This window comes from Candidatus Seongchinamella marina, from assembly GCF_026262685.1.
Lineage (GTDB): Bacteria > Pseudomonadota > Gammaproteobacteria > Pseudomonadales > Halieaceae > Halioglobus > Halioglobus marinus.
Genome location: NZ_SHNP01000002.1, coordinates 345893 through 363275, shown reverse-complemented (window position 1 = coordinate 363275; position 17383 = coordinate 345893). Strand labels below are relative to the sequence as shown.

Annotated in this window: 16 protein-coding genes and 1 pseudogene; 7 read left to right on the top strand and 10 right to left on the bottom strand. The window is 53.1% G+C overall.

The window, feature by feature from the left end; genetic code table 11:
* Nucleotides 1-39: 39 nt before the first annotated feature.
* The 6 genes from EYC87_RS06580 to EYC87_RS06555 are packed head-to-tail and all read right to left on the bottom strand — an operon-like array spanning nucleotide 40 to nucleotide 5355.
* Entirely contained in the window at nucleotides 40-1173 is a 1134-nt protein-coding gene (locus EYC87_RS06580; RefSeq protein ID WP_279252186.1) for a JmjC domain-containing protein, read from the bottom strand.
* A gap of 5 nt (nucleotides 1174-1178) precedes the next feature.
* Nucleotides 1179-2549, bottom strand: a complete 1371-nt coding sequence (gene purB / locus EYC87_RS06575) for an adenylosuccinate lyase (RefSeq protein WP_279252185.1) — start codon at nucleotides 2547-2549, stop codon at nucleotides 1179-1181.
* Nucleotides 2550-2583: 34 nt separating this feature from the next.
* Nucleotides 2584-3225: a high frequency lysogenization protein HflD gene (gene hflD, locus EYC87_RS06570; RefSeq protein ID WP_040540188.1), complete on the bottom strand. Its 642-nt coding sequence runs from the start codon at nucleotides 3223-3225 to the stop codon at nucleotides 2584-2586.
* A complete protein-coding gene (gene mnmA / locus EYC87_RS06565) occupies nucleotides 3226-4317 on the bottom strand; it encodes a tRNA 2-thiouridine(34) synthase MnmA (protein WP_279252184.1) in 1092 nt (363 codons plus the stop codon).
* Nucleotides 4314-4760 (bottom strand): NUDIX hydrolase, encoded by a 447-nt coding sequence (locus EYC87_RS06560; RefSeq protein WP_279252183.1) that lies wholly within the window; start codon nucleotides 4758-4760, stop codon nucleotides 4314-4316. Before EYC87_RS06560 ends, mnmA begins: the two co-directional genes overlap by 4 nt.
* A 1-nt stretch (nucleotide 4761) precedes the next feature.
* The gene (locus EYC87_RS06555; protein WP_279252182.1) at nucleotides 4762-5355 is read right to left on the bottom strand and encodes a pseudouridine synthase; all 594 of its coding nucleotides are present in this window, start codon (nucleotides 5353-5355) and stop codon (nucleotides 4762-4764) included.
* Between the two features lie 175 nt (nucleotides 5356-5530).
* Here EYC87_RS06555 and icd point away from each other — a divergent pair.
* The 3 genes and pseudogenes from icd to clpA all read left to right on the top strand — a co-directional run bounded on the left by icd (nucleotide 5531) and on the right by clpA (nucleotide 9600).
* Nucleotides 5531-6783: pseudogene (icd, locus tag EYC87_RS06550) on the top strand (NADP-dependent isocitrate dehydrogenase).
* A 192-nt stretch (nucleotides 6784-6975) separates the two neighbouring features.
* Entirely contained in the window at nucleotides 6976-7299 is a 324-nt protein-coding gene (gene clpS / locus EYC87_RS06545) for an ATP-dependent Clp protease adapter ClpS (protein ID WP_279252475.1), read from the top strand.
* Between the two features lie 15 nt (nucleotides 7300-7314).
* A complete protein-coding gene (gene clpA / locus EYC87_RS06540) occupies nucleotides 7315-9600 on the top strand; it encodes an ATP-dependent Clp protease ATP-binding subunit ClpA (protein WP_279252181.1) in 2286 nt (761 codons plus the stop codon).
* Nucleotides 9601-9669: 69 nt separating this feature from the next.
* On the opposite strand, the gene infA is transcribed toward clpA, so the two are convergent.
* From infA to trxB, 4 genes are all read right to left on the bottom strand, one after another.
* Nucleotides 9670-9888, bottom strand: a complete 219-nt coding sequence (gene infA / locus EYC87_RS06535) for a translation initiation factor IF-1 (protein WP_007227938.1) — start codon at nucleotides 9886-9888, stop codon at nucleotides 9670-9672.
* Nucleotides 9889-10007: 119 nt separating this feature from the next.
* Entirely contained in the window at nucleotides 10008-10718 is a 711-nt protein-coding gene (locus EYC87_RS06530) for an arginyltransferase (protein WP_279252180.1), read from the bottom strand.
* Entirely contained in the window at nucleotides 10715-11428 is a 714-nt protein-coding gene (gene aat / locus EYC87_RS06525) for a leucyl/phenylalanyl-tRNA--protein transferase (protein ID WP_279252179.1), read from the bottom strand. Before aat ends, EYC87_RS06530 begins: the two co-directional genes overlap by 4 nt.
* Nucleotides 11429-11500: 72 nt before the next feature.
* A complete protein-coding gene (trxB, locus tag EYC87_RS06520; protein WP_007227677.1) occupies nucleotides 11501-12454 on the bottom strand; it encodes a thioredoxin-disulfide reductase in 954 nt (317 codons plus the stop codon).
* 267 nt (nucleotides 12455-12721) lie between these two features.
* On the opposite strand from trxB, the gene EYC87_RS06515 reads away from it, so the two are divergent.
* The 4 genes from EYC87_RS06515 to crcB are packed head-to-tail and all read left to right on the top strand — an operon-like array spanning nucleotide 12722 to nucleotide 17351.
* Complete coding sequence (locus tag EYC87_RS06515) at nucleotides 12722-15007, top strand: DNA translocase FtsK (protein WP_279252474.1); 2286 nt, start codon at nucleotides 12722-12724, stop codon at nucleotides 15005-15007.
* A gap of 10 nt (nucleotides 15008-15017) precedes the next feature.
* The gene (gene lolA / locus EYC87_RS06510) at nucleotides 15018-15641 is read left to right on the top strand and encodes an outer membrane lipoprotein periplasmic chaperone LolA (RefSeq protein WP_279252178.1); all 624 of its coding nucleotides are present in this window, start codon (nucleotides 15018-15020) and stop codon (nucleotides 15639-15641) included.
* A complete protein-coding gene (locus tag EYC87_RS06505; RefSeq protein ID WP_279252177.1) occupies nucleotides 15631-16959 on the top strand; it encodes a replication-associated recombination protein A in 1329 nt (442 codons plus the stop codon). The genes lolA and EYC87_RS06505 overlap by 11 nt, the downstream gene beginning before the upstream one ends.
* A gap of 17 nt (nucleotides 16960-16976) precedes the next feature.
* Nucleotides 16977-17351, top strand: coding sequence for a fluoride efflux transporter CrcB (crcB, locus tag EYC87_RS06500; RefSeq protein ID WP_007227968.1), 375 nt, complete (start codon nucleotides 16977-16979; stop codon nucleotides 17349-17351).
* The last annotated feature ends 32 nt before the right edge of the window (nucleotides 17352-17383 follow it).

The window sequence follows — 17383 nt, the reverse complement described above, 5'->3', positions numbered from 1 at the left end:
CTGCTTTGAGAGCGGCAGCTTGCGCAGGGCTGTCGTTTTTTACAGTATAAACACACAGCCCGACTCGAGAAGGTAGTCCAGCCAACCACTGGACTCGGGATCAGCGCAGGCAGCGGCCAGTTCTGCCTTATTTAGTTTCCAAGCATCAGACAGTGCTATTTGTAGAGGCATGATCGACTCAGAAAAACTGCGGCTATCGCCATTGGCAAATACGACTACTCTGCCGGCTTCATGCTGCCATGCCAGCTTAGCGGCGCTGTTAAGCTCAATGCCGTTGGCTCCGTCGCTCAGTTGTGAGCGCGCTTCAGAAAGTTCATCCTCATCCGGAAACTGCTCGTAGCGTGGCTCGGTAGCCAATTCTCCAAACCAGTGGTTACCTTCGCTTTGATCCAGCGCGGCCTGTATCTGTGCGCTTACCCGGTCAAGATCTCGTGGTCTTATTTCACCTGGCCGCGTCGCCACTTCGATTCTGGCGTCGCTATAGAAAAGGTCAGGATCTAACTGTTCAATCAGGGCATCGGTGAAACGAGACACCATTTCAGTGATTCGCGGCGCGCGAAAACCGATAGAAAACGTGGTGCATTCCCCTTGAGCCGTGCCCCAGTGAGCGATGCCAGGGGGCACATACAGTATGTCGCCAGGCTCCAAAAGATATTCAGCTTCGGTGTTAAACTGACTAAGCAGTCGCAGACTATCATGATCCACAAGTGGGCTGCTGGAATCACAAAACTGCCCTGTTTTCCACAGACGATGTCCTTCACCCTGTAACAGAAATACGTCGTAATTATCGAAGTGGGGACCCACGCTGCCACCATCGCTGGCATAGCTGGCCATCACGTCATCTACTCTCCATTGTGGGATAAAATCCACCAGCTTTCGCAGCTGGGCCACCTCGGGAATATACTGGTCTACTGCCTGCACGAGCAACGTCCAGGGGTGTTTGCGTTGGTAGTCTGTAGCGGAAAAAGGCCCATGAAAAAGCTGCCAGTTATCTTCCTGGTGCTCTACGATGCGTGCCTCAACTTCTTCTTCATATGCGAGCCCTGCAAGCTCGTCGCTACTGATGGGAGGCTTAAAATTTTTGATAGCGCCTCGAATTAGCAGCGGTGCTTTTTGCCAGTGCTGAGCCAGGAATTGCTCTTTGTCGAGGTTTAACTCCCAGTCGCTGCTCACCGCAACTAACCTATATCCCGGGCCTGGGACACGGCATTACCTATATAGCTGCTCGGTGTTAATGCCAGAAGCTCCCGCTTGGCCTGCTCAGGAATATCCAGTTTGCTGACAAAATCCTGGATGACCGATTTGCTCATGTCCTGACCGCGGGTCAGTTCTTTTAGCTTCTCATAGGGCTTTTCAATGCCGTAGCGACGCATCACTGTTTGAATGGGCTCTGCCAGAACCTCCCAGCTGTTATCCAGATCTTCTGCCAGGCGCTGCTCGTTGAGTTGCAGCTTGCTAATGCCCTTGAGGCTCGACTGGAGCGCGATAAGGCTGTAGCCGGCTCCGACACCCATGTTTCGCAATACGGTGGAGTCAGTCAGATCTCGCTGCCAGCGACTAATGGGGAGCTTGGCTGCAAGGTGCCCAAAGATGGCGTTCGCCAGACCGAGATTACCCTCGGAATTTTCAAAATCAATCGGGTTTACTTTGTGGGGCATGGTAGAGGAGCCCACCTCGCCGGCTATGGTCCGCTGTTTGAAATAGCCCAGGGAGATATAGCCCCAGATGTCCCGGTCGAAATCGATGAGCACCGTATTGAAACGTGCCAGCGCATTAAACAATTCCGCCATATAGTCATGGGGTTCGATTTGGGTGGTGTAGGGATTCCAGGTGAGTCCCAGAGAGCTGACGAAAGACTCCGCACAGGCTTGCCAGTCGACATCGGGGTAGGCGCTGAAATGCGCATTATAATTACCCACGGCGCCATTAATTTTACCCAGGTATTGGATCTGGCGTATTAGGGTGAGTTGACGCCGCAGACGAGCGACAACATTGGCGATTTCTTTGCCCATGGTCGTAGGGCTGGCCGTCTGACCATGAGTGCGCGACAGCATGGGGGCCTCAGCGGCATCTTGCGCAATGGACGTCAGCGCCTCAACGACCTTTTCCATTTCAGGCAGCAGCACTGCATCTACGCCATCACGTAACATCAGGGCATGCGACAGGTTGTTAATGTCTTCAGAAGTACAGGCAAAGTGAACAAACTCGGAAACAGCATCGAGCTCTGCATTGTCCACCAAGCGTTCCTTGATGAAATACTCCACTGCCTTTACGTCGTGATTGGTGGTCGCCTCTATGTCCTTTATCCTCGCTGCGTCGCTTTCGGCAAAGCCTTCCAGAATTTCCTCTAGCGCGCGGTTAGCAGAAGAGGAGAGCGGGGGTACCTCAGGAATGCCGTCGTGAGAGGCAAGGAATTGTAGCCAGCGAACCTCTACTAATACCCTGCGCTTTATCAAACCGTACTCACTGAAAGTGTCGCGCAGAGCGGCGGTTTTACTGCCGTAGCGGCCGTCGATAGGGGAAACTGCTGTGAGTGCTGAGAGGTCCATGAATGACTCCGAAGATGGGCGAAGGGTGCGGATTTTACACCACAGGAAGGTCTCGGGACAGTTGCTGACTGGTGTGCAAAATACGCTTACGTTCAAACAAGAGTCGCCAGCGTCTACCCCCCAGTTGTCGCCACAGGAAGGCGGACCGTATACCGGCTAACAGCAGCGCGCGAATAATATCTGCGTTTACACCGTCCTGAAGATGTTGAGCACTGCCAGAGACCTTAATGCGAAAGCGCAATTTGCTCAGTGTGTCTTGATAGATACCTGAAACGCTGTGACAGACGTCGTTAACGTGACCGGAAAAATGTTCAGCTTTAAAGCTGGTGTGCTCAAGCCGGGAGTGCACAACAGACATCATGTCAGTGCTTGCCGCAAATTTACGCTCCAGATGAAGCATATTTAGCACATAGCGTACGATCTCACTATTCTCATCTGCTTGGCGGCTGGCCAGTATGGCGCTAAGGTTGTTTAATCCGAGCTTAACGCCGGCTAAGCCTCCGTAAATAGCACCAATGTTGTCAGCGTCAAACTCGAAAAGACTATGAATCGATGACTCCAGGAACTCAACAGGATAACTGCCGGTGCGCGACAACTGGTCCACCAATCGCGCTGCTTGGGCGACACCCGCCAGGGCGATGGTCTGCTGTTCCAGTTTTGAATAGTCTCTGTTCATTCAAGCCGTCCTCTCGATCACGCCGCCACCCAGGCAGGTTTCGCCCAGGTAGAAAACCACTGACTGTCCCGGTGTTATCGCTCGCTGCGGGGCGTCGAATTCGACCTGGTAACCACCTTTCTGTTCAGTAATGGTGCAACTTTGATCGCTTTGTCGGTAGCGAACTTTGGCAGTACATTGCAGAGGTAGCGGTGGTGGCGCACCCGCCACCCAAAAAACCTCACCGGTGACCAGGCTTGATTTGAACAACGCAGGATGATCATTGCCCTGGGCGACCAGTAATACGTTGTTATCCAGGTCCTTTTCTACCACGTACCAGGGATCGTCTGTGTGGTTGGCCAGACCACCAATTCCAAGGCCCTGGCGCTGTCCAATCGTGTGGTACATCAGTCCCTGATGTTGGCTCAGATGCTCGCCGTCCAGGCTCACAATGTCGCCCGGTTGAGCGGGTAAGTACTGTTGCAGGAAATCACTGAAACGGCGCTCACCGATAAAGCAAATACCGGTAGAATCTTTTTTCCTTGCGGTAGCCAGGTCGTATTCTTCAGCGAGCGACCGTACTTCAGGTTTTTCTATATCGCCCACCGGGAATAATGTTTTAGCTAATTCCCTGTGACCGACTGCGTGAAGAAAATAGCTTTGATCCTTATTCGGATCCAGGCCTTTCAACAGAGTAGCTTGGCCGGCGGCTAGACCCAGTCGTGTGTAATGGCCAGTGGCTATCAGGTCGGCACCAAGAGTGAGCGCGTAGTCGAGAAACGCCTTGAACTTGATTTCCCGGTTACAGAGGATATCGGGGTTGGGGGTTCGCCCGGCGCGATACTCGTCAAGGAAATGCTCGAATACATTGTCCCAGTATTCAGCGGCAAAGTTAGCGCCGTGTAACTTAATGCCCAGCTTGTCAGCGACTGCCTGCGCGTCGGCAAAGTCTTCTTTGGCGGTGCAGTATTCGGTGCCATCATCCTCTTCCCAATTTTTCATGAAAAGGCCTTCCACGGCATAGCCCTGCTCCTTCAGGAGAAGCGCAGATACAGAGGAATCGACACCGCCAGACATGCCGACGATGACTTTTTTCGATGCGTTAAGGCTCATTCGTATATGAGTTCCAGGGAGCTACTGAGTCCCTTGCGGTATTGCTCAATGGCAGCGACCACCAGCGGGCTTCGCATTCTATCAGAGTTAGCGAGAATTTCCTTGTAGCTCAGCCAATGTACAGCGCTGATGTCGGGGTCAATACGGTAGTTTTCAAGCCGTCGAACAGGTTGTGCGAGAAAAGTGGTGCGGTGGTAAATAATGTCATTTGGCGCATGGTACAGCGATAATCCAAGCAAACCTATGAGCTCAACGTCCCAGCCAGTTTCTTCCAGAGTTTCACGAACAGCCGCTTCGCTTAAGCTTTCACCCGGATCCAGGTGCCCCGCCGGCTGATTAAATACCAGCTGTTTTGTGGTCTTGTCGCGTTCCTCTACCATCAGGTATTTTCCCTCGCTGAAAACAACGGTGGCTACGGTGACGTGAGGAGGCCATTGCGCCATTTTAATTTCTCCTTGGGCGTCGTCTGGTGGGACGCATATTTGTGGTGGCCGTGGTGTGGACGTCGTCGATTCGGTATTCGCCGGGTGCAATGTCGCCCAGGCCCCAATCTCCAACGGATTGGCGCACAAGTCTGAGAGTTGGGAACCCTACTGCGGCGGTCATACGTCGCACCTGCCGATTGCGGCCCTCGCGGATAGACAGTTCAAGCCAGGAATCAGGCACAGATTTGCGTTCCCTGACCGGTGGGTGTCTCGGCCATAACGCAGGTGGCTCGATTTGTCGCGCCCGAGCAGGCAGGGTGAGACCATCTTTTAACTTCAGTGGTGCGCACAGCGCTGCTATCGACAGGTCGTCCAGTTCGCCCTCTACCTGCACCAGGTAGGTCTTCCACTGTTTGTGCCGGGGGTTAGCAATCTGCTGTTGCAGCTGGCCATTATCGGTCAGCAACAGCAAGCCTTCCGAATCATAGTCCAGTCGACCGGCTGCCCTGAACTCAGGTGCGCTGAGGAAATCCGCCAGGGTCCTGCGGCCCTCGGTATCGCTGAACTGGCTCAATACCCGAAAAGGCTTATTGAATAATATGATTTTGGCCATCGCTGAACCGGCTCCCGGGTCTGGCATCTGGAAACATCGCGTATTAGCTGCTCCACGCTGTCTGCTGACTCAGCCAACAGAAGGAATCCCTCCCGCGTGCTATACTTTTGTCTGCCCCTATCGGGGCATTCCTCGATCTTCTCGTTCATCAACCCGGCAATAATGGAGTACAAACATGGGCTACAAACATATTCAGGTTCCCAGTGAAGGTGACAAAATCACCGTCAATGAAGATCACAGCCTGAACGTCCCAGACAATCCTATCATTCCTTACATCGAAGGTGATGGTATCGGTGTTGATATCAGCCCTGTCATGATCGATGTTGTCAACGCCGCCGTGGAGAAAGCCTATGGAGGCGACAAAAAATATCCTGGATGGAAATTTTTACGGGTGAAAAAGCCGCGGGAATGTACGACGGCGACTGGTTTCCCGAAGAAACACTTGAAGCGATTAAAGCCTATGCAGTCGCGATTAAAGGGCCCCTGACCACGCCAGTAGGTGGAGGCTTTCGATCGCTTAATGTAGCGCTGCGCCAGGAACTGGACCTGTATACCTGTTTGCGGCCAGTGCGCTGGTTCGAAGGTGTACCGTCGCCGGTTAAAGACCCGGGCGCTTGTAACATGGTGATATTCAGGGAGAACTCTGAAGATATCTACGCTGGCATTGAATACCAGGCAGGTACTAAAGAGGCCCAGAAGGTGGTTGATTTCATTATCAACGAGATGGGCGCAACTAAGATTCGGTTCCCGCAGAATGTGGGCATAGGTATTAAGCCCGTGTCAGAAGAGGGTACCAAGCGCCTGGTACGCAAGGCCATTCAGTACGCCATCGACCAGGATCTGCCATCGGTGACCCTGGTCCACAAGGGCAATATCATGAAGTTCACCGAAGGTGCCTTTCGAGACTGGGGCTATGAATTGGCGCAACAAGAATTCAGTGGTGAATTGCTAGACGGTGGCCCCTGGGTGTCTATCAAGAACCCTTCGACCGGTAAGGACATTGTTATCAAGGACGTGATTGCTGATGCCATGCTGCAACAAATACTGACCCGGCCCAGGGACTACAGTGTAGTGGCAACCCTTAACCTCAATGGCGATTACCTGTCTGATGCGCTGGCTGCTCAGGTCGGAGGCATTGGTATTGCTCCCGGAGCCAATCTGTCGGACACCATTGCCTTATTTGAGGCTACCCACGGCACTGCGCCCAAGTACGCTGGCCAGGACAAAGTAAATCCGGGGTCGCTGATACTTTCAGCGGAAATGATGCTGCGCCATATTGGCTGGAACGAGGCCGCAGACCTGATTATTAAGGGCATGAATGGGGCTATTCAGGCGGGCAGTGTAACTTACGACTTTGAACGCCTGATGGAAGGAGCAAGCTTACTGAGTTGTTCAGAGTTTGGACAGGCCATCAACAAATCCATGTGATACCCGCGTTTTTGTCGCAGATAAAGGCCCCTTAAAAAGCGTGGGCTCTACTTTTTGGGTCTGCAAAAGCCGAGGCTTTGTCCAGTTTGCGGCCCCTTGAAAACCCGAGTATTGTATCCATATACAGTAATCAACAAGCATAGAAATAAGAGTGGTGCAGTGCAGTACATCCATACAGACAGTAACGTGCGTATGACTAAAGAGAAAGAGGACGCCGATGGCGGCCTGGCGCTGCAGGAAAGTAAGCCTGAGCTTAAAAAGCCGCCTTTATTCAGAGTGGTATTGATGAATGACGATTACACTCCCATGGAGTTTGTCGTTGAAGTGTTGGAGTCTTTCTTCCGAATGAACAGGGAGCAAGCCACTCACGTAATGCTGACAGTGCATACGCAAGGCAAGGGAGTCTGCGGGATATTTACCCGTGATATCGCTGAAACCAAAGCTGCACAGGTCAATCAGTACGCCAGAGAAAGCGAGCATCCGTTATTGTGTGAAGTAGAGGCATCAGAGGGCTAAAGCCCGGGAGTAATTATGCTGAGTAACGATCTGGAACAGTCCTTGAACGACGCGTTTCGCGGCGCCAGGGCTAAGCGCCACGAGTTCATGACTGTGGAGCACCTGCTGCTTGCATTGCTGGATAATAACGATGCCATCAGGGTCCTAAAAGCTTGTGGCGCCGACATAGGCGGCCTGCGCGGTGACTTAGTAGAGTTCGTTGATGCAACCACTCCGCTGATACCGGAGGAGGACGAAGATCGCGATACTCAGCCTACCCTGGGATTTCAGCGGGTTTTGCAGAGAGCCGTTTTCCACGTGCAGTCCTCAGGCAAGAGTGAGGTGACTGGCGCCAACGTCTTGGTAGCCATTTTCAGTGAGTCCGAAAGCCAGGCAGTATTCTTCCTCAAGACACAGAGTATTGCTCGTCTGGACGTGGTGAACTATATGACCCACGGTATCTCCAAAGTTTCAGGGGAAGGCGAATCCAGCGAACCGGATCAACCCACTGACGCAGAAGGCAATGTGCAAGAAGAGGGCGAGGGCAATCCTCTTGACAGTTATGCCACAAATCTAAACAAGGAAGCAGCCGAGGGGCACATCGATCCCCTGATCGGGCGGGTACCTGAAGTGGAGCGAGTTGCACAGATTCTCGCTCGCAGACGCAAAAATAATCCACTGCTGGTGGGCGAGTCAGGTGTGGGCAAGACCGCCATTGTGGAGGGACTGGCCAAAAAGATCGTCGATGGCGATGTGCCGGAGATATTAAAAGATGCAGTGGTTTATTCCTTGGACCTGGGCGCTCTGCTAGCCGGAACCAAGTATAGAGGCGACTTCGAAAAGCGTTTTAAGGGGCTTTTGGCGGAACTCAAAAATCGTGATCACGCTATTCTGTTTATCGATGAGGTGCACACTATTATTGGCGCGGGCGCAGCCTCCGGTGGTGTTATGGACGCCAGTAATTTGCTCAAGCCATTACTCAGTTCGGGGAAATTGCGTTGCGTCGGTTCGACCACCTTCCAGGAATACCGAGGCATATTTGACAAAGATAAGGCCCTGAGTCGGCGCTTTCAGAAAATTGATGTCATGGAACCCAGCCCGGACGATGCTTATAAGATTTTGAAGGGACTCAAATCCCGGTTTGAAGAGCATCACGGCCTACGGTACACCGACAAGGCGTTGCGCGTTGCCACCGATCTTTCGGCTCGCTATATCACCGACCGCTTTTTGCCTGACAAGGCCATCGACGTGATCGACGAGGCGGGCGCGTTCCAACAGCTGGTGGCACCCTCCAAGCGCAAGAAAGTCATTGGGGTAGGGGACATTGAGACCGTCATTGCCAAAATTGCACGCATTCCTCCCAAGACGGTCAGCACAAACGACAAAGAAACGTTGAAGAAGCTGGAGCAAAACCTGCAGATGGTTGTGTTCGGGCAAGACCGCGCCATTAGCAGCCTTGCAACCTCCATCAAGCTGGCGCGAGCGGGACTGAAACCCAGCGACAAGCCTATCGGTTCTTTTTTACTGGCTGGTCCCACGGGAGTGGGCAAAACCGAAGTGACGCGACAACTTGCCATGCAACTGGGGTTGGAGCTTATCCGCTTCGATATGTCTGAATACATGGAGCGGCACACAGTGTCACGACTCATCGGAGCCCCTCCAGGCTACGTTGGTTTTGACCAGGGCGGGCTGTTGACCGATGCGGTCACCAAGCACCCCCATGCGGTGGTATTGCTTGATGAAATTGAAAAGGCACACCCTGAAGTGTTTAACCTGCTCTTGCAGGTGATGGATCACGGCACCTTAACTGATAACAACGGGCGTAAAGCTGATTTTCGTAACGTTATTGTGATCATGACAACCAATGCCGGTGCTGAAAGTATCAGTCGGCGCACGATCGGCTTCACCAGCCAGGATCACAGTACCGATGGTATGGAAGCGATTAATCGCATGTTCACTCCAGAATTCCGCAATCGTTTGGACAGCATTGTACAGTTCGATCCGCTGGGCGAGGACGTTATCCTGACGGTAGTGGACAAATTCCTCACTGAGCTACAAGGCCAGTTGGATGAAAAGCGAGTTACCATCGACGTTGATGAAGACGCGCGGCTGTGGCTGGTTGAAAAGGGATACGACAAAAACATGGGCGCTAGACCCATGGAGCGAGTCATTCAGGAATACATCAAGAAGCCACTGGCGGAAATGGTGCTGTTCGGCGAGCTGTCACAATCAGGAGGCACCGCCCTGGTGCGGCTCAATAAGGCCGAGAATAAGCTTGATGTTGCAATGGAAGAGGAAGAGTTGGCTCTGGAAGAGAGCTAGCAGAGCCTTTTCTAATCGGGTAGCCCAGGCAACTGGGCTAGCCGCAACACCACAGTCAAAACTGCAGCGTTAGCGCTCGCGGTAAGTGATACGACCCTTGGTAAGGTCGTAAGGGGTCAGCTCCACGCGGACCTTGTCACCGGTCAGGATGCGAATGTAGTTTTTGCGCATTTTGCCGGAAATATGAGCAGTTACAACGTGCCCATTTTCCAATTCAACGCGAAACGTAGTGTTGGGCAGGGTGTCTATGACCTCGCCTTCCATTTCAATTTGGTCTTCTTTTGCCATGTAGTGGCATTCCTCGATATAAAATCAGGGCGCAGTTTGCCTGAAACGTTCAACTGTTTCTAGTTTAATTAATGGCAATTCTAGCGAGTTGAGCGTCACCCGGGGAAGACATAAAGCGACTAGACCAGAGGACTCCAGCGCCCTTTGAGGTAAAGCTCCAGCGGACGGTACTCAGATTTATAAGCCATCTTGCGACAATCCTTGATCCAGTAGCCTAGATAAACGTACTCCAGACCCATCTCCCGTGCCTTCTCGACCTGCCACAGAATGGCATAGCGGCCAAGGCTACGCTTGTCAGCCGTCGGTTCGAAAAAAGTGTAAATAGCGGAAAGTCCGTCCAGCAGTTCGTCCACAACTGAGATGGCAATAAGCTTGCCGTCCTCGTAAAAACGGAAATAGCGAGTGCACTCCCAGGCATTATCTAAAAATGACAAATACTGTTCGCGATCCGGGGGATACATGTCTCCATCAGAGTGACGTTGCTCGATATAACGTTTGTAGAGGTCATAGGCGGCTTCATCACGAATATCACCGGTCAATTCGACCTCCAGATCACCGTTGCGACTGGCCGCGCGGCGTTGGGTGCGGTTGGGAGCAAAGCTGTCCACGAGGATGCGCGCGGGGATGCAGGCTTCGCAGCCACTGCAATGAGGGCGGTATAGGTGATTACCACTGCGGCGAAAACCCAGCACGGAGAGATTACTATAGAGAATCTGATCGACTTCCTGCCGTGGATCGACAAATAAGGTAGTGGCTTCCCGGTCTTCCAGGTAGCTACAGCTGTGGGGGTAGGTCGTATAGACCTTTAAGTCCCGCAGTGAAGAGGTCACAACAATTCTCCGCAAGTTGCTGGCAATCGCCAGATCCCGGGATCGTGGTCGATGTCTATAGTGTGGGCAAGCATTCGCTCGAAGTCCAGCCTGCTGATGTTCTCAGCACCCAGCGAATTAAGGTGTTCGCTTTCAACTTGGCAGTCGATGAGTTTAAAGCCTCCGCGTTCGAGTATATTCTGTAGGGCTACTAGCGCTACTTTGGATGCGTCCTGAACCTCGCTGAACATGGATTCACCGAAGAAGGCGCGACCCACGGCAATGCCATAAAGGCCGCCGACCAGTTGGCCATCGGCATCCAGCACTTCCACGGAGTGGGCGTGACCAATATGATGCAGATCACAATAGGCTGCCAGCATGTCATCGCCTATCCAGGTACCCAGGCCATCACCACGTAATTGCGCACAATGACGCATCACCTTTTCAAATCTGCTGTCGACAGCTAATTGCAAGCGATCGCGTCGCAATGTTTTGTGCAGAGAACGGGAGATATGCAGTTTCTCAGGGAACAGCACTGAGCGCGGGTCGGGAGTCCACCAGAGCACCGGTTGAGGTTCTTCATACCAGGGAAAAATACCCTGGCAATACGCATCCAGCAGACGGGCAGGCGTTAGGTCGCCGCCGACGGCCAGCAAGCCATTGGGGTATTCCAGCGCATCACTGGTGGGTGGGAATGGATCCCCGGTGTGGAGTTGGCGAATTGCGCGCATGATCCCTATTGAAACAGAATTGACTGAGCTCCGTCATCTTCACCACGGCGGAGCCCAGCAACTGGTACCCGCCTATACTGAAAGGTTATCCAGGTATTTCTCCGCATCCAGCGCAGCCATGCAGCCGAATCCGGCAGAGGTCACAGCCTGTCGATAAACATGATCACCCACATCACCGGCGGCAAAAACACCCGGTGCGCTGGTGCTGGTAGCGTTACCTTCCAGGCCGCTTGTGATCGTAATGTAGCCGTCCTTCATGTCCAGTTGGCTGGCGAAAATATCGGTATTGGGTTTGTGTCCAATGGCAATGAACACACCCGCCAGGTCCACATCGGCAGTGCTGTCGTCTTTAACACTTTTAACACGCATACCAGTGACGCCGCTGTCGTCGCCCAGTACCTCATCAAGTACGTGATCCCACAGGATAGTCACTTTGCCTTCTTTTTCGCGCTTGAACAGGCGGTCTTGCAATACTTTTTCTGATCGAAGCGCATCACGACGATGCACTACGGTAACGTGTTCAGCAATATTCGCCAGGTAAAGCGCTTCTTCTACGGCGGTATTGCCGCCACCAATAACAGCGACTTTTTTGTTGCGATAGAAAAAACCATCGCAGGTGGCGCAGGCACTGACGCCTTTACCCATAAATGCTTCCTCGGAGGGTAATCCCAGGTACTGTGCGGATGCGCCTGTCGCGATAATCATGGCATCACAAGTGTAAGAACCGCTGCCTTTAAGTGTCATCGGGCGAGCGTTAACATCTACTTCATCAATATGATCAAAGACAATTTCAGTGTCGAAACGCTCAACGTGAGCTTGCATATCCTGCATCAGCTCCGGTCCCTGCAGCTCTGCGTGGCCACCGGGCCAGTTTTCCACTTCAGTGGTGGTGGTCAATTGCCCACCCTGTTGCATCCCGGTGATAACGACTGGCGTCAAGTTGGCGCGGGCCGCGTAGACAGCTGCGGTGTAGCCGGCAGGGCCGCTGCCGAGGATGATCAGGGGGATATGGCGTGCTTCACTCATCGATTGGGCTTCCTAGGTAATATCAGCGGCGTTGGCGCCACGAAAACGGGTAATCTGTCCCCTTAAATGGGGTCGACTATGGTACTTTAAAGGTGCGGATCCGACAAAGGTTCGGAAATTTTTAAAAAGAAGCCATAAGTCTTTGAAAAAAATACAGAATAAGGCGACAATTGGCTCACGCTATGAACGCAATAGCAGCCCATTAGCTGGGGACAGTGGGGAAGGACCATAATAGCCGTGCCAGAAACAACCAATACTGAATCATTCATGAATCCACGACTGCGTGAAGGCGCTTTCATCGGTGTGAGCGCCGTATGCCTTTATATGTTGCTGGCGTTAATCACCTATACCCCGCAAGACCCCGGTTGGTCTGCCAGTGGCTCGGGCGGCGAAATTGCCAACCTTGGCGGCCCTACGGGTGCCTGGCTCGCAGATGTTTTTTTCTCGCTCGTCGGGTATGCGGCGTATCTCTTCCCTGTTTTGCTGGCGTATCGAGCCGTAATTCTCCTGATAGAACGCAAGAAAGAAAAAGGTTTTGACTGGCTGACGCTTGGTATTAGAACGCTTGGCCTGGTGCTGGTAATGATAGCGGGCACTGCTCTGGTCGCCATGAATGACAGTGGGAGCTCTCCGCTTCCCCAGGGTGCTGGCGGCATTCTTGGTCAGGCTATCGGTGGCTCGTTCATCATGGCGTTTAGCGCGGTCGGCAGCAGACTGATCTTACTGGCGGTGTTTTTGTTCGGCATGACCATTTTTACCGACTTAAGCTGGCTGCGGCTGATGGACCGTCTCGGCTCCCTGGCGATTACCTACTTTGACAAATCCCGCACGTGGTTGTTAAAGACAATAGAAAATTTGAAGGATAAGCGGAAGAAAGACAAAGCAGTTGAAGCGCGAAAGGTGGTTATCGAACAGCACGTGGAGAAAGAAAAGAAGCGCAAGCCTCCCAAGATCAAACCGCTCAAGCCCAAGGCCGAAAAATCAGAGCGGGTAGAGAAAGAAAAGCAACAGCCCCTGTTTGATGCGCCTGCCACGGGTGAAATGCCGCATCTGGGGTTGCTGGATGCCGAGATAAAAGACCCCAGCAAGGGTTATTCAAAAGAAGCGCTGGAGGCGCTATCAAAGCTGTTGGAGTTAAAGTTGGCGGACTTTGGTGTGACCGCCGAGGTAACGGCGGTTTACCCCGGGCCGGTGATTACGCGTTTTGAAATTCAGCCAGCAGCCGGGGTGAAGGTTTCCCGCATATCCAACCTTGCAAAAGATCTGGCGCGCTCCCTGGCAGTAATTTCAGTGCGAGTTGTGGAAGTAATTCCTGGCAAGTCTGTAGTCGGCGTAGAAATACCCAATGAAGATCGTGAGATAGTTAACTTCAGGGAAGTGCTAGCCTCGAAAGCTTTTGACCAATCTAAATCACCGCTTACCCTGGCTCTGGGGCATGACATATCCGGGCAGCCCGTTTGCGCAGATCTGGGGAAAATGCCGCATCTTCTTGTCGCGGGAACGACCGGTTCAGGTAAGTCGGTTGGTGTGAATGCCATGCTGCTGAGCTTGCTTTATAAATCAGGCCCAGAGGACGTTCGCCTTATCCTGGTAGACCCAAAGATGCTGGAACTTTCGGTTTACGACGGTATCCCGCATCTGCTGACGCCTGTCATTACGGACATGAAAGATGCTGCTAATGGACTGCGCTGGTGCGTGGCGGAGATGGAACGTCGCTATAAGCTGATGGCAGCGCTGGGCGTACGCAACCTGAGTGGGTACAACCGCAAGGTAATAGACGCCGAGAAAGCAGGCACGCCTATCGCTGATCCGCTGTGGACCCCCGATCCGATTTTTGCCGAAACTGACGAGGAGCAAACCCCGCCTTGTCTCGAAAAGCTGCCCAGCATTGTGGTGGTAATTGACGAATTCGCAGACATGATGATGATTGTCGGCAAAAAGGTGGAAGAGCTCATTGCGCGTATCGCCCAAAAAGCCAGGGCAGCGGGAATCCACCTTATCCTGGCCACGCAGCGTCCCTCTGTCGATGTGATCACCGGTTTGATCAAGGCCAACGTGCCTACACGTATCGCTTTTCAGGTCTCCTCCAAGGTCGATTCACGGACAATTCTTGATCAGGGCGGCGCCGAGCAGTTGCTGGGGCACGGTGACATGCTTTACCTGCCGCCTGGTTCTGGCGTCCCTAACCGTGTGCACGGAGCCTTCTGCTCAGACGAGGAAGTGCACCGGGTGGTTGCCGATTGGAAACGTCGTGGTCAACCGCTGTATATCAATGGCTTGCTGGACGAAGGTGGACAGACACCCGTCACGGCAGGGGAACTACAGGCCGGTGTATCTGACCAAGATGAAGAGAGTGACGCGCTTTACGATGAAGCCGTCCACTACGTGACCCAAAGCCGCAGGGCTTCAATATCCAGTGTTCAGCGCAAGCTACGCATTGGTTATAACCGGGCGGCCCGCCTGATTGAAACCATGGAAGCGGCGGGCGTCGTGACTGAAATGGGTACCAATGGCCAGCGCGAAGTGCTGGCCCCGCCACCAGCCGAAGACTGATACGACCTACATGAAAAAAGTTTTGCTTCTTGCCGCCCTTGGTTTATGCCTTGTCGCAGGCATTGCACGTTCTAACGAGTCCGCAACTGAACAACTGATTGTTAAGCTTGAGTCGCTTAACCAGTTACAGGGCCGCTTTGAGCAGACTCAGTTTGCGGCAGATAAAGATCAGCCCTCGGCACTGTCTTCCGGTCATTTTAAATTGCTTAAGCCAATGTATTTTTTGTGGGACATTGATAGTCCGGACAATCAGCTGATCGTAGCTGATGGGGAACACCTCTGGCATCATGACCGAGACTTGGAGACCGTGACCAGACGGTCGGTCGCGGGTCATGATCAACTGTCTCCGCTGCAGGTTCTCGCTGGTGACAGAGCTATATTAAGTGAGCGCTTTGAGGTCTCGCGCACAGGAGAGGGCAGGTTTTTATTAGTGCCGATAAAGGGTAGTCCGGGCTTTCGCTCCTTGACCCTGGTGTTTGCTAATGGGCAAATTAGTGCCATGGAAGTGAACGATCAACTCAACCAACAGCTCTTTATTCAGCTGCGGGATGTCGACAGCGATACTGCGCTGATGCCTGCTGATTTTGGCTTTGTTCACCCGGAAGGGGCCGACCTCTTTTACCATGACCAATGACCTGTTCTCCGCCACCAAAGGCGCTGGTCAGAGCAGTGGTTATCAGCCGTTAGCCGCGCGACTGCGACCAGCAGATCTGGAAAGCTACGCCGGGCAAAGCCATTTACTCGCGCCCGGAAAACCGCTTCGAGAGTCCATCGATCGACGGCAGCTGCACTCCATGATTTTCTGGGGTCCACCAGGAGTCGGTAAGACAACGCTTGCGCGCATTGCGGCGGAAGCTGCCGATGCACACTTCCTGCAGATATCTGCAGTATTGTCCGGGGTAAAAGAAATTAGAGCGGCGATAGCCCAGGCTAGACAACATAAATCGTCTGGACGGGATACGGTGTTGTTTGTTGACGAGGTCCATCGCTTCAATAAGTCTCAGCAGGATGCTTTTTTGCCATACGTCGAAGACGGGACGGTCATTTTCGTAGGAGCCACCACTGAGAACCCGTCCTTTGAACTCAATAATGCGCTGTTATCGCGAACGCGGGTTTACAAACTGCGTTCACTGGAGATCTCTGAGCTGGTTGGCGTTTTAAAGCGCGGTATGGACGAGTTGGGTGACGCTGCCCAGGCTTCGCAGCACTGCCTCGAACTGATTGCCACTCAGGCCGACGGCGATGCTCGTCGTTCCATCAACCTGCTTGAACTGGCCGCTGACCTGGCAGATGACGGTGAAATCACCGAGCAAACGCTTGAAGAGGTACTGCAAGCGTCTCTGCGGCGCTTCGACAAAGGAGGAGACCTCTTTTACGACCAGATCAGCGCATTACATAAAGCGGTGCGGGGCAGTTCTGCTGATGGTGCTTTGTACTGGTTCTGTCGCATGCTGGACGGGGGCTGTGACCCCTTGTACATCGCTCGCCGCGTGGTCCGCATGGCAAGCGAAGACGTCGGTAATGCGGATCCGCGGGCCCTGAGCATTTCCCTGGACGCATGGCAGGTTCAGGAGCGCCTGGGAAGCCCCGAGGGTGAGCTAGCAATCGCCCAGGCCATTATTTACCTCGCCTGTGCTGCTAAATCCAACGCTGTTTACAATGCTTACAACCAGGCAGTGGCTGTAATAGGCGCAGGTGATAGCCATGAGGTGCCATTACACCTGAAAAACGCTCCTACCAGCCTGATGAAAGACATGGACTATGGCGCTGAATACCGTTATGCCCACGACGAGGTGGGCGGCTATGCGGCAGGAGAGAGCTACTTGCCCGAAGCCCTGAAGGACCAACAGTTTTATCACCCGGTTGATCGCGGTCTGGAAAAGAAAATACAGGACAAATTGCGATACCTGCGCGAACGTGACAAAAGCAGTACAATACGCCGCTACGACTGAACCACGCCTAAAGCCAAATGAGATACCTGCTGTTTATTGCCCTGGGCGGAGCCACCGGCGCCGTCTCGCGTTACCTGCTCTCCAACTGGGCTCATGCCCTATGGGAGGGCAAATGGCCTGTGGGGACGCTGCTGGTCAATATGCTGGGCTCGTTCCTGATCGGAGTGGTTTTTGTTCTGATAGAGCGACAAATTCTGCATCCGGATTGGCGCAGTGTGCTGATGGTAGGTTTCCTGGGGGCCTTTACGACCTTCTCCACCTTCTCATTGGAAAGCATCACTCTGCTGGAGAACGGTCATACAGCTCACGCCCTCGGTTACATGGCGACCAGCGTTATTGCATGTGTACTCATGGCAGGACTTTCGATTTATATGACCCGCGCTTTATTCTAGAGCGCAGTCGCTACACAGTTTTCCCAGATACA